This window comes from Stagnihabitans tardus (assembly GCF_009925085.1).
In the GTDB taxonomy this organism is placed as follows: domain Bacteria; phylum Pseudomonadota; class Alphaproteobacteria; order Rhodobacterales; family Rhodobacteraceae; genus Stagnihabitans; species Stagnihabitans tardus.
Window position 1 is genome coordinate 1 of record NZ_JAABNR010000012.1, and the last position, 19,343, is coordinate 19,343.

20 protein-coding genes and 1 pseudogene are annotated in these 19,343 nt (G+C 66.5%); 8 read left to right on the forward strand and 13 right to left on the reverse strand.

What is annotated here, in order from left to right:
- Nucleotides 1-104 (forward strand): annotated as a pseudogene (locus GV832_RS13305) (IS5/IS1182 family transposase); the annotation flags it as partial.
- Nucleotides 105-185: 81 nt separating this feature from the next.
- Here GV832_RS13305 and GV832_RS13310 read toward each other — a convergent pair.
- The 5 genes from GV832_RS13310 to GV832_RS13330 are packed head-to-tail and all read right to left on the reverse strand — an operon-like array spanning nucleotide 186 to nucleotide 4,767.
- Nucleotides 186-932, reverse strand: a complete 747-nt coding sequence (locus tag GV832_RS13310) for an SDR family NAD(P)-dependent oxidoreductase (protein WP_168775376.1) — start codon at nucleotides 930-932, stop codon at nucleotides 186-188.
- Nucleotides 922-1,710 carry an ABC transporter permease gene (locus GV832_RS13315; protein WP_168775377.1) on the reverse strand — a complete coding sequence of 263 codons (789 nt, stop codon included), beginning with the start codon at nucleotides 1,708-1,710 and terminating at the stop codon, nucleotides 922-924. The genes GV832_RS13310 and GV832_RS13315 overlap by 11 nt, the downstream gene beginning before the upstream one ends.
- On the reverse strand, nucleotides 1,710-2,564 hold the full coding sequence (locus tag GV832_RS13320) for an ABC transporter permease (RefSeq protein WP_168775378.1): 855 nt from the start codon (nucleotides 2,562-2,564) through the stop codon (nucleotides 1,710-1,712). The genes GV832_RS13315 and GV832_RS13320 overlap by 1 nt, the downstream gene beginning before the upstream one ends.
- Nucleotides 2,561-3,697, reverse strand: a complete 1,137-nt coding sequence (locus GV832_RS13325; RefSeq protein ID WP_168775379.1) for a polyamine ABC transporter substrate-binding protein — start codon at nucleotides 3,695-3,697, stop codon at nucleotides 2,561-2,563. The genes GV832_RS13320 and GV832_RS13325 overlap by 4 nt, the downstream gene beginning before the upstream one ends.
- Before the next feature lie 23 nt (nucleotides 3,698-3,720).
- Nucleotides 3,721-4,767, reverse strand: coding sequence for an ABC transporter ATP-binding protein (locus GV832_RS13330; RefSeq protein WP_168775380.1), 1,047 nt, complete (start codon nucleotides 4,765-4,767; stop codon nucleotides 3,721-3,723).
- Nucleotides 4,768-4,926: 159 nt separating this feature from the next.
- On the opposite strand from GV832_RS13330, the gene GV832_RS13335 reads away from it, so the two are divergent.
- The gene (locus tag GV832_RS13335) at nucleotides 4,927-5,748 is read left to right on the forward strand and encodes a helix-turn-helix transcriptional regulator (protein WP_168775381.1); all 822 of its coding nucleotides are present in this window, start codon (nucleotides 4,927-4,929) and stop codon (nucleotides 5,746-5,748) included.
- On the opposite strand, the gene GV832_RS13340 is transcribed toward GV832_RS13335, so the two are convergent.
- Nucleotides 5,741-8,830, reverse strand: coding sequence for a beta strand repeat-containing protein (locus GV832_RS13340; protein ID WP_168775382.1), 3,090 nt, complete (start codon nucleotides 8,828-8,830; stop codon nucleotides 5,741-5,743). The genes GV832_RS13335 and GV832_RS13340 overlap by 8 nt on opposite strands.
- Before the next feature lie 177 nt (nucleotides 8,831-9,007).
- Between GV832_RS13340 and era the strand changes: the two genes are divergently transcribed.
- A complete protein-coding gene (era, locus tag GV832_RS13345) occupies nucleotides 9,008-9,943 on the forward strand; it encodes a GTPase Era (RefSeq protein ID WP_168775383.1) in 936 nt (311 codons plus the stop codon).
- A gap of 142 nt (nucleotides 9,944-10,085) precedes the next feature.
- Nucleotides 10,086-10,421: a DUF1491 family protein gene (locus GV832_RS13350; protein ID WP_168775384.1), complete on the forward strand. Its 336-nt coding sequence runs from the start codon at nucleotides 10,086-10,088 to the stop codon at nucleotides 10,419-10,421.
- Here GV832_RS13350 and GV832_RS13355 read toward each other — a convergent pair.
- Nucleotides 10,389-10,988, reverse strand: a complete 600-nt coding sequence (locus tag GV832_RS13355) for a Pr6Pr family membrane protein (RefSeq protein ID WP_168775385.1) — start codon at nucleotides 10,986-10,988, stop codon at nucleotides 10,389-10,391. The two genes, GV832_RS13350 and GV832_RS13355, sit on opposite strands and share 33 nt — an antisense overlap.
- Before the next feature lie 137 nt (nucleotides 10,989-11,125).
- Nucleotides 11,126-11,362, reverse strand: a complete 237-nt coding sequence (locus GV832_RS13360) for a GlsB/YeaQ/YmgE family stress response membrane protein (protein WP_168775386.1) — start codon at nucleotides 11,360-11,362, stop codon at nucleotides 11,126-11,128.
- Between the two features lie 111 nt (nucleotides 11,363-11,473).
- On the opposite strand from GV832_RS13360, the gene GV832_RS13365 reads away from it, so the two are divergent.
- The 3 genes from GV832_RS13365 to GV832_RS13375 are packed head-to-tail and all read left to right on the forward strand — an operon-like array spanning nucleotide 11,474 to nucleotide 12,772.
- On the forward strand, nucleotides 11,474-11,797 hold the full coding sequence (locus GV832_RS13365; protein WP_168775387.1) for a hypothetical protein: 324 nt from the start codon (nucleotides 11,474-11,476) through the stop codon (nucleotides 11,795-11,797).
- A gap of 22 nt (nucleotides 11,798-11,819) precedes the next feature.
- On the forward strand, nucleotides 11,820-12,335 hold the full coding sequence (locus tag GV832_RS13370; protein ID WP_168775388.1) for an HPP family protein: 516 nt from the start codon (nucleotides 11,820-11,822) through the stop codon (nucleotides 12,333-12,335).
- 2 nt (nucleotides 12,336-12,337) lie between these two features.
- Nucleotides 12,338-12,772 (forward strand): GAF domain-containing protein, encoded by a 435-nt coding sequence (locus tag GV832_RS13375; RefSeq protein WP_168775389.1) that lies wholly within the window; start codon nucleotides 12,338-12,340, stop codon nucleotides 12,770-12,772.
- Here the strand turns inward: GV832_RS13375 and GV832_RS13380 are convergent.
- Both GV832_RS13380 and GV832_RS13385 read right to left on the reverse strand, forming a co-directional pair.
- Nucleotides 12,745-13,875, reverse strand: a complete 1,131-nt coding sequence (locus tag GV832_RS13380; RefSeq protein ID WP_168775390.1) for a TIGR03862 family flavoprotein — start codon at nucleotides 13,873-13,875, stop codon at nucleotides 12,745-12,747. The genes GV832_RS13375 and GV832_RS13380 overlap by 28 nt on opposite strands.
- Nucleotides 13,875-14,429: a YqgE/AlgH family protein gene (locus GV832_RS13385; protein WP_168775391.1), complete on the reverse strand. Its 555-nt coding sequence runs from the start codon at nucleotides 14,427-14,429 to the stop codon at nucleotides 13,875-13,877. Before GV832_RS13385 ends, GV832_RS13380 begins: the two co-directional genes overlap by 1 nt.
- A 102-nt stretch (nucleotides 14,430-14,531) precedes the next feature.
- On the opposite strand from GV832_RS13385, the gene GV832_RS13390 reads away from it, so the two are divergent.
- Nucleotides 14,532-15,296, forward strand: a complete 765-nt coding sequence (locus tag GV832_RS13390; protein WP_168775392.1) for a protein-disulfide reductase DsbD domain-containing protein — start codon at nucleotides 14,532-14,534, stop codon at nucleotides 15,294-15,296.
- On the opposite strand, the gene holA is transcribed toward GV832_RS13390, so the two are convergent.
- Genes holA through leuS form a run of 3 tightly spaced genes read right to left on the reverse strand, consistent with a single transcriptional unit; the run spans nucleotide 15,293 to nucleotide 19,306 of the window.
- Entirely contained in the window at nucleotides 15,293-16,306 is a 1,014-nt protein-coding gene (gene holA / locus GV832_RS13395; protein ID WP_168775393.1) for a DNA polymerase III subunit delta, read from the reverse strand. The two genes, GV832_RS13390 and holA, sit on opposite strands and share 4 nt — an antisense overlap.
- Nucleotides 16,303-16,764, reverse strand: a complete 462-nt coding sequence (gene lptE / locus GV832_RS13400; protein WP_168775394.1) for an LPS assembly lipoprotein LptE — start codon at nucleotides 16,762-16,764, stop codon at nucleotides 16,303-16,305. The genes holA and lptE overlap by 4 nt, the downstream gene beginning before the upstream one ends.
- Nucleotides 16,751-19,306, reverse strand: a complete 2,556-nt coding sequence (leuS, locus tag GV832_RS13405; RefSeq protein WP_168775395.1) for a leucine--tRNA ligase — start codon at nucleotides 19,304-19,306, stop codon at nucleotides 16,751-16,753. Before leuS ends, lptE begins: the two co-directional genes overlap by 14 nt.
- Nucleotides 19,307-19,343 lie beyond the last annotated feature (37 nt).

Sequence of the window (19,343 nt, forward strand, 5' to 3'; positions counted from 1 at the left end):
GCCGCCTCAAGGACTGGCGCAGGATCGCAACCCGCTACGACAGATGTCCCAAGGTCTACCTCTCGGCCATCGCACTCGCCGCAACTGTCATCTTCTGGCTCTGAAACTCAATGAGTCCTGAACCTAGGACGTTTTCCCGCAGGTCTTTTTGCGCAAAACCGGTGCCCACTTTTGCGCGACCTGCTTCAGGCCACGCTTTCCCCGCCATCCACCACCAGGATCTGCCCGGTCATGTAAGACGACCTCTCCGAGACGAGGAAGAGGATCGGCTCGGCCATCTCCTCAAGGCTGGCCCAGCGGCCCATGGGGACCTTCTCGGCCACATAGGTCTCAAGGGCCGCGCGGCCGCCCATCTGCGCCATGAAGGGCGCGTTGAAGGGGGTATCCACCCAACCCGGGCAAAGGGCATTCACGCGGATGCCGTGGCGCGCGTAATCCCCCGCCATCTGCCGCGTCATGGCGATCACGGCGTGTTTCGTCGTCGCATAGGCGATCATCTCGCGGTCATATTGCACGCCCGAGGAGGAGGAGGTGTTCAGGATCACCCCCCCGCCTTGGCGCTTCATCACCGGCACCACCGCGCGCGAGGCGATGAAGGCCGCCCGCACATTCACCGCCCAGGAGGCATCGAAGCCCTGGGGTGAGACCTGCTCCAGGTCGCCCTCCACCTGGATGCCCGCGTGGTTGTGCAGGATGTCGATGCGGCCATGGCGCGCGACGACCTCCGCGATGGCCGAAGTCAGCGCGGCATCGTCGGAGACATCGACGCCCATGGCCTCGGCGCCCATCTTCTCGGCGGAGACCCGCGCCCGGTCGAGATCGCGGTCCAGGACCACGACCCGGGCGCCCTCGCGCGCCATGGCGGCGGCGCCGGCCTCTCCGATGCCAGAGCCCGCCCCGGTGACGATGGCGACCTTACCTTCAAGCAGCATGGGGCTTCCTTTCCCGCATCAGGACCCGGGCCAGGGCGATCAGCAGCAACGAGGCCACAAGGACCATCGTGGCCACGGCATTGATTTCCGGCGTCACGCCGCGACGGATCGAGGCGAAGACATACATGGGCAGGGTGGTCTTGGACCCCGCGACGAAGAAGGCGATGATGAAATCGTCAAACGAGAAGGTGAAGGCCATGAGGAAGCCCGCAAGGATCGAGGGCCTCAGCTGCGGCAGCACGACCTGGAAGAAGGTCGCCAGGGGCGGCGCGCCGAGGTCGTAAGAGGCCTCGACGATGTCGCGCGAGAGGGTCGCAATCCGCGCCTTGACGATCATGGCGACGAGCGCGAGGGAAAAGAGCCCATGGGCGGCGATCAGCGAGCCGTATCCCATCTGCAGGCGCAGCCCGATGCCCTCCAGCACCGAGAAAAGGCCTGCCAGGGCCACCAGGGTCGCAATGCCGATGACCACGCCCGGCACGACGATGGCCGCGGCCATCAGCGCATCGAAGACCATCCGCAGCCTTGGCCCCAGGCGCTCCCGCGCGAGCGCCGCCATGGTGCCGAAGACGGCCGCGAGGCTTGCCGAGGCCAGCGCCACGATCAGCGAGGTCGTCAGGGCTTGGGTCAGGAAGACATTGCCCAGGGCCTTGCCATACCATTGCAGCGAAAACCCGGTCATCTGGTTGGCGCTTTTCCCCGCGTTGAAGGAGAAGACCACGACCAGCACGATGGGCGCGTAAAGGAAAAGGTAAACGGCGGTCAGGAAGGCGCGCATCACATGAGATCCATCTGCCGGGTGCCCGCGACCTTCCAGGCGATCCGCATGGCAAGGCCCAGCACGATGACCACGGCAACCACCAGGCTGACCGCGATGGCCGAGCCAAAGGGCCAGTTGCGCGATTGCAGAAAGAGGTCGACCAGCGCATTGCCGATGAAATAGACCTTGCCGCCTCCCAGCATCTGCGGGATCAGGTATTCGCCCAGAAGCAGGATCGAGACCAGGGCCAGCCCCGTCATCACCCCCGGCAAGGACAGGGGCAGGGTGACGGTCAGGAAGGTGCTGACGGGCCTTGCGCCAAGGTCGGCGGAAGCCTCGAGCAGGCGGCGGTCAAGTTTCTCAAGGCTGACATAGATCGGCATGATCATCAGCGGCAGATAGCCATAGACGATGCCCAAAAGCACGGCGCCGGGGGTGTTGATCAGCCTCAGCCCCTCGATCCCGATGACTTCGGCCAGCTGCGGCAAGCCCCGCGCGCCGAGGAGATACATCCAGGCATAGGTCCGCACCAGCATCGAGGTCCAGAAGGGCACGATGATCAGCGAGACCAGCAAAAGCCGCCGCTTCTCGGAGACCCGCAGCGCCAGGAACCAGGCGGCGGGATAGGCGATGACCAGGCAGGCCAGCGCCCCGGCGGGGGCCAGGATCAGCGTGTTCCAGAAGGCCGCCGCCCTTGCGGGCAGGTTCAGGTAATTGGCCAGGGTCAGGGCGGGCTGATAGCCGCCGGCTTCTGCCCGCTCTCCCAGCGAAAAGACCAGGATCGCGAGGAAGGGCAGGACGAGGAAGAAGAAGAGCCAGAGCCCGGCGGGGGCAAGAAGCCCCGCCGTGACCCAGTGCCTGCGCGTCATCATGCCGATTTGAACCGCGCCATCAGCTCGGCCCGGCCCGGGTCGGTGAGGGTGGCGGCCGCGCCGAACTCCAGCGCGGTCAGGGCGGCGTCATCGGGATAGACGATCTTGTTGGACACGATCTCGGGCGGGAGAAGCGACATCACACGGGCATCGGTCGTGGGGGCGCCGTTGGCGATGTGCTCCTTGGCCGCGTTGGCCGGGTCCATCAGGAAGTTCAGAAGCGCATAGCCCGCAGGCTTGTTCGGTGCCGAGGAGGGGATGGCGTAGAAGTCGGTCCACAGCTCTCCGCCATCCTTGCCAAGGATATAGGCGATCTCGGGCATGTCGCGGTTCAGCTGGGCGCCGTCATTGGTCCAGCACATCGTCATCCAGGCATCGGTAGAGCGCATCGAGGGCTGGTAGTCCGAGTTGATCGCAAAGAGATGCGGCTTGACCTCCAGGAGGAGCTTCTCGGCCTGGGCCAGGTCCTCGGGCGCCACGGAGTTGAAGTCGAGCCCAAGCGCCACCAGGGCCGATCCGATCGTGGTCAGCTGATAGTCATGGACCATGGCGCGGCCATCGGCCTCGGTCATGGCCAGGGCGAAGAAGTCCTTCCAGGAGGTGACCGGGGTCTTCAGCTCGGCCGTGTTCACCGCAAAGCCCGTGGTGCCCCAGTTCTTCGGCAGGGCATAGGTCTTGCCATCGACCATCCCCTCATGGGTGAAGCGCTGGTTCTGGCTGGCGTTGTCGAAATTGCCAAGCGCGGCCATGTCGAGCGGGTCGATGAGGCCCAGGCCCACATAGGTCGAGATCGTGTAGTTGGTCGGCACGAAGAGCGACCAGCCTGCGCCGCCCGCCTGCAGCTTGGCCAGCATCTCTTCGTTCGAGCCAAAGACATTGACCTCGACCGCGACGCCGGTGGCCGCCGTAAAGGCCTCGAAGGTCGCGGGGTCGTGGTAGTTGGGCCAGGTCGCAATCGCCATCTGTGACCCAAGGTCCTGCGCAAAGCTGCGCTGGCCCAGGACCGAGGCCGCGAGGCCAAGCCCCGTCACCCCCATGAAATGGCGGCGCGAGATCGAGCCGCGTTTCCAACGCATGAACTGCTGCATGAACTCTTGCGGCGTGATCTTGGTGTCTTTCAGGTTCTTGGTCATGGAACGGCCCTCTCTGTTGTCGGTTATCGGGGAAAGACCAGCACGGCGGCGGGATCGTAGCTCAGCGTCACGGCCTCGCCCGGCTCGATCAGCTCCGAGGTGCTGCGGTCGGTGGTCACGAGGACCGGGCCGAGGCCGGGCAGCTCGACGGCATATTCGGCCGAGGCTCCGAGGAAGATGCGGTGGGTGACGGTTCCCCGCAGGCCCTCACCCATGCGGGAGAGGCGGATGGCCTCGGGGCGCAGGGCGGCGATGGCGGGGCCGTTGGTCGGGGGCCCGGGCAGGGCGCTGCCATCGGCAAGGCGCAGGACGCCGTCCCGGCCCGTAACCTCGAACCGGTTCATCTTGCCCACGAAATCGGCCACGAAAAGGTCGGCGGGGCGGTCATAGACCGCTTGCGGGGCGCCAAGCTGGCGGATCTTCCCCGCGCTCATGACACAGACGAGGTCGGCCATCGACAGGGCCTCTTCCTGGTCATGGGTCACCAGCACGAAGGTGATCCCCAGCTCGCGCTGCAGGGTCAGGAGTTCCAGCTGCATCTCGCCGCGCAGCTTCTTGTCCAAGGCGGCCAGGGGCTCGTCCAGGAGGAGCACCTTGGGGCGGTTCACGATGGCGCGGGCGAGGGCCACGCGCTGCTGCTGGCCGCCCGACATCTCATGCGCGCGGCGCTTGGCAAAGGCGCCGAGGCGGACCATCTCCAAGGCCTCGGCCACGCGGCGGTCGATCTCGGCGGCGGGCAGGCGGGGGCGAAGTTGGCGCAGGCCGTAGCCCACGTTTTCGGCCACGTTCATGTGGGGAAACAGCGCGTAATGCTGGAAGACCATGTTGACCGGACGGTGATAGGCGGGGATGCCGTTCACCACCTGGCCCGCGATCAGGACCTGGCCCTCGGAGGGCTGTTCGAAGCCGCCGATCATCCGCAGGCAGGTCGTCTTGCCGCAGCCCGAGGGCCCGAGGATGGCGAGGAAAGCGCCCTGGGGCACGGCCAGGTCGATGCCCTGCACGGCGGTGACATCGCCATAGCGCTTGGTCAGCTGCCGGAATTCCAGGTCAGTCGCGGTCACATTCATCCCCCTGCGCCCCGTTTCGGGGTCTTGGGACAAGGGTCAGGCAAAGCCCCGGGCGCGCCTATACCCCAAAAGTGGTATTTCGCGCCAAAAGCGGCCATGGAAGGTATATATCGCCCTGACCCGCCCTCTGCCGCCAACCGCTTTGCCAAGGATATAGGCATGTCCGCCTTGCCCGACCTCTTCACCGCCTTCCGCGAGACCCTGGGCCGGACCGCCTTGCCCGATGAAACCATGGGCAGGGTCTTTCTGCGGCTTGTCCGAGCCTTGGTCCATGTCGATGAGGTCGTGGTCTTTGCCTATCACCAGGCCGACCGGCCGCTGGACCTCTTCAGCACCTTTTCGCCCGCCGATTACCATGTCTTCGTCGCGCTCTACCAGGCGGGCCCCTACCTCCTGGACCCTTTCTGCCGCCATGCGCGCGAGCGGCGGGCGGGGCTTTACCGGATGCGCGACCTGGCGCCGGACCGCTTTTACTCCAGCGAATACCACCGGACCTATTACGTCCAGACGGGCCTGGCCGAAGAGGTGGGCTTCTTCGTGCCGGTCGAGGGGGCGACGCTGGTCCTGTCCTTGATGCGGCGCGAGGCGAGCGGGGGGTTTTCCGAGGCCGAGATGGCGCCCCTGCACCAGGCCGAGGCGCTGGTCTCTGACCTGGTGCGGCTTTACTGGGGGGGCGTCGCGGCGCGCTTTGGGGCGCGGGCCCCGGCGCCGGGCCCCTGGGCGCGGCTGAACCTGACCGAGCGCGAGGCCGCCATCGTCGAACTGGTGCTGCAGGGCCATTCCTCGGAAAGCATCGCGCTGCGGCTGGGGATCACGACGGGGACGGTCAAGGTCCATCGCCGCAATGTCTATCGCAAGCTGGGGATTTCCTCGCAGACCCAGCTTCTGTCGCTGTACCTGGCCGAACGCGACCCGGACATGACAAGACCCGGGCCCCTTTCGGGGTCCGGGTCCTTTCCGGTCAAGGGCCAGGTCAGATGATCTGGAAATCCGCCGCCGTCAGAACCAGGTTCGGCGTGATCACGGCGAATTGCACCGCTGCCGCCGCCCCCGTGCCATCGGCATCGTAGTAGAGATTGCCGGTCGAGGTCTCGTAGAGGATGCGGTCGCTGGCATCCACGGCCACGCCATTGGCATTGGCCTGGAAGTCCGCCGCCTTCAGCATGCCGACCGCAATCGTCTCGAAGACCTCGCTCGACAGCTGGAAGAGGTCGTCCACGGCGGCAAAGTCGGTGATGCGGTCCACGTTGTCGGCGGCAAAGGCCGTGTCGAAGACGAAGGAATCCGCTCCCGTGCCCCCGGTCAGCCGGTCCGCCCCGGCCCCGCCGTTCAGCGCATCGTCGCCCGCGCCGCCGATGATCGTGTCCAGGCCGAAGCCCGCGCTCAGCTTGTTGTTGGCGCCATCGCCGGTGATCTGGTCGTCGCCATCGCCGGTGCCGACATTCTCGATGGCCACCAGCTTGTCCAGCCCGTAGCCCGTGTCCTGCGCCGCCGTCTTGTTCAGATCGACCTTGGCATCCTGGGCGCCGAGGAACAGCGCCCAGTCGCTGCCGCGCCCGCCGTCCACCAGGTCGTCGCCGATCCCGCCCGTCAGCGAATCGTCGCCATTCATGCCGTAAAGGCTGTCCTGGCCCGCGCTGCCGTCCAGACGGTTGGCCTCGATGCTGCCCGTCAGCTTGTCGTCGTTGACCGAGCCTTCGAGGTTGTCGATGTTCAGGAAGGTGTCGAAGCCCGAGGCTTGCGTGTTCTGCGGCCCCGCGACCGCGAGGCTGGCCTCGACCCCGCCTTCGAACTCCAGCACGTTGCGGTAAGACACCGTGTCGCTGCCCGAGGCGCCGCCGTCGAAGACATTGTCGCCCAGGGTGCCGACCATCAGGTCGTCAAAGGCGCTGCCCAGCACGTTTTCGAAGTTGCGCACCTGGTCGGTGGAGCCGCCGGTCGTGGCCACTTCCGTGTTCAGGTCCACGGTCACATCGGTCAGCGCCGAGACATAAGAGATCGTGTCCACCCCGGCCAGGCCGTCCAGCACGTTGTTGGTGTCGCTGCCGCCCAGGATGTCGTCGTAATAGCTGCCGATCAGGTTTTCGACATTGATGATCGTGTCGATGCCCGAGCCGCCGGTCGATTGCGGGCCGGTCACGGCCAGGTCGACGGTGATGCCGGCACTGGCGCCGAATTCATAGGACAGCGTGTCGCCCTTGACGCCCGAAACCAGGGTCTCGCCCATGCCGTCGATCACGTTGTCGCCGACATTGGCCCAGATCGTGTTGTTCAGCACGTTGCCCGTGCCGTTCATCGCGTTGATGCCCATCAGGCGCAGATGTTCGATCGTCGAACCCAAAGAGTAGTTCACATAGGTCATGACCATGTCGGCCGTGCCCGAGCTGTCGGTGACCTCGTCGCCCAGGTTGTCGACGATGAAGGTGTCGTTGCCCGACCCTCCGTCCATCTTGTCGGCCCCGGCGCGGCCATCCAGGATGTTCGACCCGCTGTTGCCGGTGATGCGGTTGTCAAGGTTGTTGCCGATGCCGCTGACGGCGGAATCGGTCAGGATCAGGTATTCGACATTGGCCGTCAGGCGGTAGGACACGCTGGCATAGACCGTGTCCAGCCCCTCGCCCAGGCCCGCGGCCTCGACCACCACATCGGCGCCATCGACGCGGTAGGTGTCATTGCCCTTGCCCCCGATCAGCACATCGGCGCCGAGGTTGCCGTCCAGGATATTGGCCCCCGAATTGCCGGTCAGTTCGTCGTTGAACTGGCTGCCCGTCAGGTTCTCGATCCCCACCAGCTTGTCGAATCCCGACCCTTGGGTGTCCTGGAAGCCGGTGATGTTCAGATCGACCGTCACCCCTGCTCCCGCGACCGAGCTCGTCACGGTCATGGTCTGGATCGTGCTGGTCGTCGACAGCGTCGCCAGCGAGACCTGGGCATAGGAGGCCGTGTCCGTGCCGCCAAGGCCGTCGATGATGTTGTTGCCCGCATTGGCGTAAAGCACATTGGCCAGCGCGTTGCCGGTGGCGTTGATGTTGCCCGAGCCCAGGAGCCGCAGGTTTTCCAGGTTGGCGCCCAGCGTATAGCTGATCGAGGCGGCGACCATGTCGATCTGGCTCAGGCTGTTCGAGGTCTCGATCACCGCATCGCCCGCATTGTCGACGATGAAGGTGTCGTTGCCGTCGCCGCCGCTGAGCGTATCGGCGCCGTAGCCGCCGTTCAGCGTGTTCGACCCGCTGCTGCCGGTCATGGCATTGCCGCGCGAATTGCCCAGGCCCACGACCGAGCCCGTCAGGGTCAGGTTCTCGATATTGGCGCCAAGCGCGAAGTGGACGGTCGAGATCACGGTGTCCACCTGCGTGGCGCTGCTGTTGGTCTCGACCACGCGGTCGGAGGAGCTGTCGACGTAATAGGTGTCGTTGCCGTCGTCGCCGATCATCGTGTCGGCGCCCTGCTTGCCGTCCAGCACATTGGCGGCGGCATTGCCGCGCAGGAAGTTGTTCAGCGTGTTGCCGGTGGCATTGACCGCCGCGCCGCCGGTCAGGGTCATGTTCTCGACATAGGCCGCCAGCGTGTAGCTGACCGAAGAAAGCACGATGTCGATGCCCGAGCCCGTGGTCGTGCTGTTCTCTTCGGTGACGATATCGCCGACATTGTCGACCTTGTAGGTGTCATTGCCCAGCCCGCCGACCATCAGGTCGGCCCCAGCGCCGCCGTCCAGCACATCGTCACCGCCCAGACCGACGAGGGCGTCATCCCCGAGCCCGCCAGTCAGGAGGTTTGCAAGGTTGCCATCCAGCGCCGTCGTCCCCTCGCCCACGATCAGGACGCCGGTGGACTGGAACTGGACGTTCTGGATGCCCGATCCGGTGCGCGCGCCCAGGCTGTCCAGCGAGGTATCGGACAACACGATCGACTTGCCCGCCACCGAGAATTGCACGCCCCGGCTCGTGGCGTTGATCAAAAGCTCGGCCGGGCGGATGCTGCTGTCGAAAAGCAGGATGTCTGTCAGCGGATCGAAGGGGATCAGCTGGTTGTTGATCAGAGTGCTGAACGAATAGGTGGTCATGATGAGCCCTTTGGGAATGACGGTCCCGGCGCTTATCACGGGCAAGAATGGCAAGAGATTGAGGTAAATATGTTTGAATTGTGAGAAGTTGGTCCCGGCCTGGCCGCCTGGCAGGGTCAAGGCCTATGGCTCCGGCGGGCAAAAGCGGTTATCTGGGGGGCCAAAGGAGAACGATGCATGTCTGAAGTGACGGAAGGGGCCACCCGGGCCGGGTTCGTGGCGCTGATCGGCGAGCCCAATGCGGGGAAGTCGACACTGCTCAACCGCATGGTCGGTGCCAAGGTCTCGATCGTCACCCACAAGGTGCAGACGACGCGGACCCGGATTCGCGGCGTCGCCATGGCGGGGCAAAGCCAGATCGTCTTCGTCGATACGCCCGGGATATTCCGGCCGCGCAGGCGGCTTGATCGGTCCATGGTGGCGGCGGCCTGGGGCGGGGCGGCGGATGCCGATGTCATCGTCATGCTGATCGAGGCGCATCGCGGGCTGACCGAGGGCAGCCAGGCCATCATCGACACCCTGCGCGAACGCTTTCCCCAGGGCGCGCGGATTGCCTTGGCGATCAACAAGATCGACCGGGTCCAGGCCGAGGTTCTCCTGGCCCTGGCGCAGAAGTGCAACGAGGCCTTTCCCTTCGTCGAGACCTTCATGATCTCGGCCGAAAAGGGTTACGGCGTCGAAAAGCTGCGCGACTGGCTGGCGGCAGAGGTCCCGGCGGGCCCTTGGTTCTATCCCGAGGATCAGCTGGCCGATCTGCCGATGCGCATGATTGCCGCCGAGATGACCCGCGAAAAGCTGACCCTGCGGCTGCACGAGGAAATCCCCTATCAGCTGACGGTCGAGACGATCAACTGGGTCGACCAGCCCGATGGCTCGGCGCGGATCGACCAGGTCGTCTATGTCGCCCGCGATGGTCACAAGGGCATCGTCCTTGGGGCCAAGGGCGAGACGATCAAGTCGGTCGGCACGGCGTCCCGCGCGGAGATCTCGGAGTTCCTGGGGCGCAAGGTGCATCTCTTCCTGGAAGTGAAAGTGCGGCCCAATTGGCTGGAAGAGCCCGAGCGCTATTCCGAGATGGGCCTGGATTTCAAGGACGGAAATCCCCAGGGCTGAGGTTGCGCGCGGGGGCGCTGCCCCCTCCCGGCCCGGCCACGGGCCGGGCGTTCTTCGCGGAAATCCTCCACTGGAGGATTTCTGATCGCTCATCACCCCCCGGGATACTTGAGCCAAATTGAAAGCAAGGGAGGCGCGGGCGATGGAGCCTCGTCTGGCATCGGGCGTTTGGGTCGCGGCTTATCTCGCGCGGCTGCGGCTGGCGGTGATCCCGGTCTTCGTCGTCCAGAAGGGCGATGCGACGGCGGGGGCGGTGGTCGTCAAGGTCTCGACCCTGGATGGGCGGGCGCGGGCCTTGCAGCGTAGGTTTGATTTTGCGGCGGATCGGCGGGTCTGGGTGGTTCTGGCCGAGGGGGAGGAGGCCACGGTCGATGCGGTGCTGACCCGCGAGCGGGGGCGCGACCGCGACCTTTGGGTCATCGAGGTCGAGGACCGCGAGGGGCGCTCACTCCTCGAGGAAGAGGGGCTTTCGGACTAGGCGGCTCAGGCCCTGGATGACCAGGGTCATCGCCAGGAAGGCCAGGGTCACGGCGCCGAGGTTCAAGAGGATGACGGGCAGGGGCTGGACCGTCGGGTTCAGGAATTTGTAGGGCCAGATCCCGGTCAGGGCGCCGCGCGCCGTGGCATAGGGCAGATAGGCCAGGGCGGGCGTGACCCAGAGCAGGGGGCGGAAGGCCGGGGGCCTTGGCGCGAAGGCCAGCCACCAGGCCGCCATGCCGATGGGCACGGCGCGGTGCAGCAGGAAATCCGGGTACCAATGCGGCAGGGGCAGGGGCTCGGGCGGGGCGATGAAGTGGGCATAGACGAGGCCGGTCATGGTCGTGGCCAGCACCGCGCTTGCGGCGAGGTTGGGTTCGGTGCGGCCCAGGGCCGCGCGGATCAGCATCAGGGCGGCCAGCGCATTGGCGACATGGGTGAAGTGTTTCGCCATCAGCCAGAGCCGGATGCCCGGGGCCGCCAGGCCGGGCTTCAGCGCATTGACCTGGAACTGCCAGACCAGCCCCGCCAGGGCCAGGAGTGCAAGGATCAGCGAGAGGATGCGCATGGGCCGACCATGGCAAGGCCGCGCGGCGTTGCCAAGGGGCATCGCCCGGGTCAAGCGCGACGCCGCAGTCTAACCCTAGGTGACGCGCCTTTCCCGGGCGCCCGTCGTCTTGCCCTGCCGCCCCAGCGCTGGCCCCCTTAGCGCCTCACATAGGTCTTCCACAGCCAGATCAGCACCAGCGCCCCCGCGAGGGCGCCGACGAATCCCGCCGCCCAGGAGGCGATCTCGGCCAGGAATCGCAGGAGGAAGCCGCCGATCAGCGCGCCGCCCACCCCGATCACGATGGTCGTGGGGATATCGGTGTTCAGCTTCATCATCCGCGTGGCCAGAAAGCCCGCCGCGGCGCCGATGATCAGCAAGAGGATGATGTGCATGGGTTTCTCCTTTGCCCTGATATGGGGAGGCCCCCGCCCCTGCAAAAGGGGGAGAGCCGCACGGCCTTTCCCCCTCTTGCCCTTTTGCCCCAACCGCGCCACAGCTTGCCCATGACCCTTCCCGCCCCCATCACCCCGCTCGCCGCCCTGATCCGCCGCCATCCCGATGTCGAGGCCCAGGTCCTCTGGGCCTCTGGCGACACATGGGAGGTCCAGGACGACCAGGACGAGATGATGGATGGCGAAGAGATCCCCTATTACGCCGAGGGTCTTCTGATGGAGGGCTTCGGCATGGAATGGCTGGCCTTGGGTGAGGGCGCCCAGGCCGAGGTCCTGCTTCTGATGGTCTGGGAGCCTGGCACGACCCCGCCCGCCCTGCCGGAGGCCGAAGACGGCTGGCAGGTCTTCGGCCAGGGCAGGATCGAGGCGGCATGACCGCGCGGACGGAGATCCTGGCATGAACTGGCGCGGCTTCGGGCCTCCGGTGCCTTTCGTGCGTCCCTGGGAGGCAGCGCGGATGGCCCTGGGTCTCGCGCTGGGCCTGACCGTGGCGCAGATCGGCATGGGGCTGGTGGCGGGTGACCCTTGGGGGCAGCCCTGGCTGATTGCGCCCTTTGGCGCCTCGGCGGTCTTGATTTTCGGAGTCCCGGCCTCGCCCTTGGCCCAGCCCTGGACGGTGGTCGTGGGCAATGCGGTCTCGGGGCTGGTGGCCTTGGGGGTGATGGCCTTGGGCCTGCCCGTGGTGGCCTCGGCCATCCTGGCGGCGGCGCTGGCCGTGGCTTGCATGGGGCTCTTGCGGGCCACCCATCCGCCGGGGGGCGCGGTCGCCCTGGCGCTGGTGCTTGCCGGGACGCCCGACCTCTGGTTCTGGGCGTCCCGCGTGGTGCTGGGCTCTTGCCTTCTGGTCGCGGTCGGGGTGTTCTGGAACCCGATGACCGGAAAGCTCTATCCGTTCCGCCACGCCAAGGGGTGACCATGTCGATCTATCAAAGCCTTCACGAGGGTTGCGCCGCCCTGGGCACAAAGCTTTTCACCGTGACCGTGCAGGACGAGGCGGCGGGGCTCGCCCGGCGCAGCTATACGTCCCATCCGGTGGAATATCCCGTGTCAGGCACCAAGCCCCTGACCCGCGACGGCTGGTATGACTTCTGCATCGGAGGCCGCCAGACCTTTGTCGCCAACACCGTGCCGGAGTTCGCCAAGTATTTCTTCGACCATGCGCTGATCACCTCGCTGGGTCTTGGGTCCTGCATCAACGTGCCGATCTTTGGCGAGGGCGCGGTCCTGGGGACGGTGAATTTGCTGGCCGAAGAGGGGCATTTCACCGACGCGAAGCTCGCCGCCTATCACGCGCTGATCGAGGCCGCCAAGCCCTCCCTGCTTCAGGAAATGGCCAAGGGAGTGGCTTGACGCCCGGCTGCGCGGCCCATGGCGAGGCAGGCGGTCAAGAGGTAGCCGCCCGTCGGCGCCTCCCAATCCACCATCTCACCCGCGACGAAGACCCTGGGCAGGGCGCGCAGTTGCAGCCCGTCCAGCGCCTCCCATTTGATGCCGCCCGCCACCGAGATCGCCTCGTCCAAGGGCCTGGGGCCCTGGTGGGTCAGGGGCAGGGCCTTGAGCGCCTGGGCCAGGGGCAGCCCGCGCCCCCATTCCATCACCAAGGCCGCAGAGGGCGCCGAAAGCCCCAGCTTGCGCAGGCGGTTGGGCAGGGTCTCCCCGGCGCGCAGCCGGGCGATGCGGGCCTCGAGCGCGAGCGGCGCAAGGTCGGGGAAGAGGTCCAGGGTGACCCGCGCCCCCTCCCGGATATCGCGGGAGATGGCGTAGAGCCCGCCGCCCTCCAGCCCCCGGGCGGAGATGACGAACTCCCCCCGCTCACGCCGGGCGCCAAGGCACAGGGCCGCGCCCTTGACGGCCTGGCCGAAATGGCGGGCCATATGGGGCGACCAATCGACCCTCAGCCCGAAATTCGCAGGCTGAAACGGCGCCAGCGGCACGTTCAGGAGCCCCGTCCAGGCCCCATCCGACCCCAGCCGCGCCCAGCTCGCGCCCCCCAGGGCCAGCACGGTCACCTTGGGGCGCAAAACCTGCCGCCCCTCGGGCGTGTCGAAGACCATGCCGCCCTCGATGCCCACCCAACGCCAACGGGTCCGCAAGGTCACCCCAAGGGCGCCGAGCCGCCCCAGCCAGGCCCGCAGCAGCGGCGAGCCCTTCATCGCCACCGGAAAGACCCTGCCCGTGGAGCCCGCAAAGACCTCTTGCCCCAGGCCCCTTGCCCAATCCATCACCTGCTCGGGGCCAAACTCTGCGATCATCGGCTCCAGCTCCGGGCAGCGATAGGCCGCCGAGAAGCCCTCTTCGACCTTGGTCAGGTTCAGCCCCGACTTCCCCGCCATCAGGAATTTGCGCGCCGGGGAGGGCTTGGCTTCGGCCACCACGACCTGCACGCCCGCGCGGCCCATGACCTCTGCCGCCATCAGGCCCGAGGGGCCCGCGCCAATGACCAGGGCCTGCATCAGGCGCGGCCAGAGGTCGGAGACAGCGACAGGGGCGGTATCCCCATGGCGCGCAAGGCCCCCGCCCATTTGGCGGTGTTCTCGGGGCCGAAGACCAGCTCGTCGCTGGCCTCTCCGGTCAGCCAGTCGTTGCGGGCGATCTCGGATTCCAGCTGGCCCGGCCCCCATCCGGTATAGCCCAGGGCCAGGATGGCGCGGTCCGGGCCGCGCCCGCGCGCCAGGGCCTCCAGCACATCCAGCGTTGCCGTCATGCCGTAGGCGCGGCCCACATGAGTCGTGGTCGCCCCGCCGCGATAATCGGGTGAATGCAGGACAAAGCCCCGGCCGCGCTCGACCGGGCCGCCGAAATGCAGGCTTATGTCGCGGCGCCGGTCATTGGCATCGATCTTCAGCTGGGTCAGAAGGTCGGAAAAACTCAGATCCGTCAGGGGCTTGTTCACGATCAGCCCCATGGCGCCCTCGTCCGAATGGGCGCAAATCAGGATCACGGCGCGGTCAAAGCGCGGATCCCCCATCGCAGGCATGGCGACGATCATCTTTCCGGTCAGGTCCATGCGCTTATGATGGCCCCGGACCGCCCCGGGCTCAAGCCCCAAGCACTGCAAAGTGAAGGCCGGGCCCTTCCCCGGCGCGGGCCTTGCGCCTAGATTGGCGGAATGTTGCGCTATGCCCTGATCTTCCTCGCCTCTCCCGCCCTGGCCGTGACCCAGGACGATGTGCTTTCGGCCAGGCTTCTGCCCGGCTGGAGGATGGAGGGCGGACATTACATGGCCGCCATCGAGCTGCAACTGGCCCCGGGCTGGCACACCTATTGGCGCGCGCCGGGCGAGATCGGCATCCCGCCGAGCTTCGACTGGCAGGGTTCGGGGAACATTGCCGGGGCGGCTTTCCACTGGCCTGCGCCCGAGGTCATCGCCTCGGATGGGATGGTGTCTTTGGGCTATAATGAAAGGCTGGTCCTGCCGGTCGAGATCATGCCCCAGGGCGAGGGCGCGGTCGAGGTGCGGCTGGCGATGGATCTTGGCATCTGCAAGGACATCTGCATGCCCGCCCGCCTGGAATTTCAAGCGGTGCTTCAGGGGCAGGGGTCGCCGGATGGGGCGATCAAGGCGGCCCTGGCCGAGGTGCCGGAGAAGGGCCGCGCGAAACTCTCCTGCGCGGTGGAGCCCATCGACGACGGCTTGCGGCTGACCGCCGATATCGGGATGACCGGGGTCGAGCCCTTTGTCATCTTCGAGACCCATGACCCGCGGATCTGGGTCTCGCAGGCCTCCACAAGGGTCGAGGGCGGAAGGCTGGTCAGCAGCGCCGAGCTGGTCCCGCCCGAGGGCGCGCCCTTTGCGCTGGACCGTTCGGGCGTGACCGTGACCGTGCTGGGCGCAGGCGCCCCGGTCGAGATCAAGGGCTGCCCGGCGGGCTAGCGCTCTTTCCGCGCGATGCGGATCAGGGCGCGCTCCATCACCGCCATCAGGGGCGCCTTGGAGGTTGACCGCAGGGTCAGGTCGGTCTCAACGAGGATCGACAGCGCCTTTTCGGTCTGCCGCGTGCCCCAGGCCCCGGCCTGTTTCATCATCCGGTCACGGCGTTTGAAGAAGCCGCGCGCCTGGGCGAAGCCCTGGGCCGGGCCCTCGGGATGGGTGGCCATCATGTGCAGGGTCTGGAAATGCCGCAGCGCCGCGATGGCCAAAGTCACCGGGGCGACGCCCTGGGCCTCGAGCCGCCGCATCAGGGGGCCTATGGCGCCAAGTTGCCCCTCGGCCACGATGTCGATGAGCTCTTCGGCCTCGGTCTCGACAGTGGCGGGCGCCAGCGCCGCGATTTCGACGGGGGTCAGGGGTGAAGGGTCGCGGAACTTGTAAAGCGCGATTTTCTCAAGCGTCTGGCGGAAATCGCCGGGTTCCAGCACCTTGGACAGGGTCTGAAGTTCGGAAAGTGCATCGGGGGGAACCTGGGTCAGGCCCGCCCGCGAGAGCTCTTCGGCGATCTCCTCGCGCGTCGGAGGGTCGTCGTAAAGTCCGATGCAGATCGTGTCGGGGCGGCGTTCGGCCATGGTCTTCAGGGCCGACTTCCCCGTCAGGTTCCCCGCCGTCACGACGATATTGGCATCGCCCGGGCGCCAATCCTTCAGCGCGGTCTCGATCAGGGAAGAAAGCCCGTCGGTCGCATCCTCCACCACGACGACGCGGGGGCCGGGGAAGAAGCCAACCGCCTTGACCGCATCCAAGAGTGCCGCGCCATCCTTGCGCAGGTCTGCGGCGGCGAGCCGCGTCAGCCGCATCTCGGCCTCGGCGCCCGGACCGGCCAGCGCCGCCACGACCTCGGCCCGCTTCATGGCCACCCGCATCGCATCCTCGCCAAAGATGACAAGGCCCGCGCGCGAGGTCTCGGGCTTGGCGAGGTAACGCCGCGCCTCGGCGCCTTGCAGCTTCATGGCAGGGCCATGACCAGGCGGCGGACGACCTGGTCGGCCAGGTCCTGCATCAGGCGGCGATGGGCATCGGCCTCGGCGGTCAGGCCCGCGACGGTGGATCCCGTGGCGGAATAGGCGGTGAAGCTCTCGACACTGCCGCCGGTGACGCGTTGTCCGTCCTTGCTCAGCGTGTAATCCAGCTTGCCCGTCACGGTGTAACGCGTCGTTGCGCCCTCGACCGTGATGCCGACGCCGTTTTGCGTCGTGGTCACCGTATAGGCCAGGTCATAGGCCGGGGCCGTGGCCCGACCGAGCTGCGCCTCGACCGCCGCGACGAAGTCGAAATCGTCGCGGGTCTTCGGCGCCTGGACCTCGACCTGTCCCAGCAAAGCCCGGGCCGGAGACTTCACCCCATAGGCCGGGGTGAAGCCGCAACCGGCGAGCGCCAGCAGCAGGAAAAGGCGTCTAGACGACCACATTGACGATGCGCCCCGGAACGACGATCAGCTTTTTCACCGGCTGCCCGGCAAGGAACTTGATCACATCTTCCTGGGCCAGCACCAGCTTTTCCACTTCCGCAGGCGCCATATCGGCGGGAACCGTCACTTCCGCCCGGCGCTTGCCGTTGATCTGGATGGGCAGGGTGACCGAGCTTTCCACCAGCATCGCCGGATCGACCACGGGCCAGGGCGCCTTGACGCAGAGGCCCGCGCCGCCCTGATAGGCCCAGATCGATTCCGCGATATGCGGGGTCATGGGGGACATGAGCTTGGCCAAGGTCCGGATCGCCTCTTTCATCACGGAGGTCGAGGCCGAGGCGCGCGAGATCGTGTTGGTGAACTCGTAAAGCTTCGCGATGGCCTTGTTGAAGGCGAAACCCTCGATGCCCTGGGTGACTTCCGCAATCGCCTTGTGCATCGCGCGCAGAAGGTCGGCATCGCCCTCGCCCTTGTGATCCGCGGGCATCTCGCCGATCCGCGAACACAGAGCCCAGACGCGGGAGAGGTGCTTGTAGGCCGCATCGGCGCCGCTGGCCGTCCATTCCACATCCCGCTCGGGCGGGCTGTCGGACATGACGAACCAACGGGCGGTATCGGCGCCGTAAGAGGCGATGATGTTCATCGGGTCGACGACATTCTTCTTGGATTTCGACATCTTGGCCGAGGGGATGACCTCGACCTTGGTGCCGTCCTTCAGCGTCGCGCCCTCTTCAGAGCGGATGATGTCTTCGGGCAGGTGATAGACCGGGCGGCCATTGGCGTCGGTGGTCTTGTAGATCTCGTGGGTCACCATGCCCTGGGTAAACAGAGCGTTGAAGGGCTCGATGGCCTTCTGGGGCAGGTGGCCGGTCTTCTGCATCGCCCGGGCGAAGAAGCGGGAATAGAGGAGGTGGAGGATCGCATGTTCGATCCCGCCGATATACTGGTCGACATTCATCCAGTAATCGGCCTCATCCGCCACGGTGGGCGTGGTGGCGCGGGGAGCGGTGAAGCGGGCGTAATACCAGGACGAATCGACGAAGGTGTCCATCGTGTCGGTTTCACGTTTCGCCGGGGCGCCACACTTCGGGCAGGCGCAGTCGCGCCAGGTCGGGTGGCGGTCCAAGGGGTTGCCCGGACGGTCGAAGGTCACGTCATAGGGCAGCTCGACCGGCAGGTTCTCTTTCTTCTCGGGCACGACGCCGCAGGTCTCGCAATGGACGACCGGGATCGGGCAGCCCCAATAGCGCTGGCGGGAGACACCCCAGTCGCGCAGGCGGTAGTTGGTGACGCCCTTGCCGAAGCCTTTCGACTCCGCTGCCGCAACGGCTGCGGCAATCGCGGCCTCTCCGGTCTGGAGCTCTTCCCCGGCGAAGCCGCGGATGTAATGCACCTTTTCCGACTTCATCGGCACGAAAGGCTCGGTCAAGGGGGCCTCGGCTTGACCTTCGGCAACAAAGACCGATTTGATCGCAATGCCATACTTGGTCGCGAATTCGAAGTCGCGGGCGTCGTGGGCGGGGCAACCGAAGATCGCCCCGGTGCCGTAATCCATCAGGATGAAGTTGGCGATATAGACCGGAAGCTCCCAGGAGGGGTCCAGCGGGTGCTTCACCCGCACGCCGGTGTCAAAGCCGATCTTCTCGGCGGTCTCCAAAGCCTCGGCGGTCGTGCCGCCCAGGCGGCATTTCGCCAGGAACTCCGCAACGGCCGGATCCCCCGCCAGGGCCTTGGCCAGCGGATGGTCCGGCGAGATCCCGGCGAAGGAGGCCCCCATCAGCGTGTCGGGACGGGTCGTATAGACCTCCAGCCGGTCAAAGCCCGCAGGAGCCCCGACCGTCTCAAAGGCAAACTGCAAGCCGGTCGATTGGCCGATCCAGTTGGCCTGCATCAGCCGCACCTTCTCGGGCCAGTCCTTCAGCCCGTCCAAGGCCGCCAAAAGCTCGCCCGAATAGTCGGAGATCTTGAAGAACCACTGCGTGAGCTCCCGCCGCTCCACCGCAGCGCCCGACCGCCAGCCCTTGCCGTCGATGACCTGCTCATTGGCGAGAACCGTCATATCGACCGGGTCCCAGTTGACCTGCGCCGCCTTGCGGTAGACCAGCCCCGCCTCCATCATGTCGAGGAACATCGCCTGCTGCTGGCCGTAATACTCCGGGTCACAGGTTGCAAGCTCGCGCGACCAGTCGATCGAGAGCCCCAGGGGCTTCATCTGCGCCCGCATGTCGGCGATGTTGCCATAGGTCCAGTCCTTGGGATGGCCGCCGCGCTCCATCGCGGCATTCTCGGCCGGCATGCCGAAAGCGTCCCAGCCCATCGGATGCAGCACGGAAAACCCCTGCGCCTGCTTGTAGCGCGCCACCACGTCGCCCATCGTATAGTTGCGCACATGGCCCATGTGGATGCGCCCCGACGGGTAGGGGAACATCTCAAGCACGTAATACTTGGGCTTGGCCGCATCGCGCGTGGCCTTGAAGGCCAGGGCCTCGTCCCAGGCCGCTTGCCATTTCGGTTCGATCAGGGCGGGTTCATAGCGCGACATGCTGGCCTCCTACTTGCGAGGCCGGAATTACACCCTT

Excerpts from the sequence above, each read along its gene's own strand:
- GV832_RS13370 (WP_168775388.1), top strand. The coding sequence starts at position 11,820 with ATGAACTGGCGCGGCTTCGGGCCTCCGGTGCCTTTCGTGCGTCCCTGG.
- GV832_RS13380 (WP_168775390.1), bottom strand. The coding sequence starts at position 13,875 with ATGCAGGCCCTGGTCATTGGCGCGGGCCCCTCGGGCCTGATGGCGGCA.
- GV832_RS13360 (WP_168775386.1), bottom strand. The coding sequence starts at position 11,362 with ATGCACATCATCCTCTTGCTGATCATCGGCGCCGCGGCGGGCTTTCTG.
- GV832_RS13310 (WP_168775376.1), bottom strand. The coding sequence starts at position 932 with ATGCTGCTTGAAGGTAAGGTCGCCATCGTCACCGGGGCGGGCTCTGGC.
- lptE (WP_168775394.1), bottom strand. The coding sequence starts at position 16,764 with ATGTGGTCGTCTAGACGCCTTTTCCTGCTGCTGGCGCTCGCCGGTTGC.
- GV832_RS13350 (WP_168775384.1), top strand. The coding sequence starts at position 10,086 with ATGGAGCCTCGTCTGGCATCGGGCGTTTGGGTCGCGGCTTATCTCGCG.
- GV832_RS13330 (WP_168775380.1), bottom strand. The coding sequence starts at position 4,767 with ATGAATGTGACCGCGACTGACCTGGAATTCCGGCAGCTGACCAAGCGC.
- GV832_RS13335 (WP_168775381.1), top strand. The coding sequence starts at position 4,927 with ATGTCCGCCTTGCCCGACCTCTTCACCGCCTTCCGCGAGACCCTGGGC.
- GV832_RS13320 (WP_168775378.1), bottom strand. The coding sequence starts at position 2,564 with ATGATGACGCGCAGGCACTGGGTCACGGCGGGGCTTCTTGCCCCCGCC.
- era (WP_168775383.1), top strand. The coding sequence starts at position 9,008 with ATGTCTGAAGTGACGGAAGGGGCCACCCGGGCCGGGTTCGTGGCGCTG.
- GV832_RS13390 (WP_168775392.1), top strand. The coding sequence starts at position 14,532 with ATGTTGCGCTATGCCCTGATCTTCCTCGCCTCTCCCGCCCTGGCCGTG.
- GV832_RS13365 (WP_168775387.1), top strand. The coding sequence starts at position 11,474 with ATGACCCTTCCCGCCCCCATCACCCCGCTCGCCGCCCTGATCCGCCGC.
- GV832_RS13325 (WP_168775379.1), bottom strand. The coding sequence starts at position 3,697 with ATGACCAAGAACCTGAAAGACACCAAGATCACGCCGCAAGAGTTCATG.
- leuS (WP_168775395.1), bottom strand. The coding sequence starts at position 19,306 with ATGTCGCGCTATGAACCCGCCCTGATCGAACCGAAATGGCAAGCGGCC.
- GV832_RS13375 (WP_168775389.1), top strand. The coding sequence starts at position 12,338 with ATGTCGATCTATCAAAGCCTTCACGAGGGTTGCGCCGCCCTGGGCACA.
- GV832_RS13355 (WP_168775385.1), bottom strand. The coding sequence starts at position 10,988 with ATGCGCATCCTCTCGCTGATCCTTGCACTCCTGGCCCTGGCGGGGCTG.
- GV832_RS13385 (WP_168775391.1), bottom strand. The coding sequence starts at position 14,429 with ATGGACCTGACCGGAAAGATGATCGTCGCCATGCCTGCGATGGGGGAT.
- GV832_RS13340 (WP_168775382.1), bottom strand. The coding sequence starts at position 8,830 with ATGACCACCTATTCGTTCAGCACTCTGATCAACAACCAGCTGATCCCC.
- holA (WP_168775393.1), bottom strand. The coding sequence starts at position 16,306 with ATGAAGCTGCAAGGCGCCGAGGCGCGGCGTTACCTCGCCAAGCCCGAG.
- GV832_RS13315 (WP_168775377.1), bottom strand. The coding sequence starts at position 1,710 with ATGCGCGCCTTCCTGACCGCCGTTTACCTTTTCCTTTACGCGCCCATC.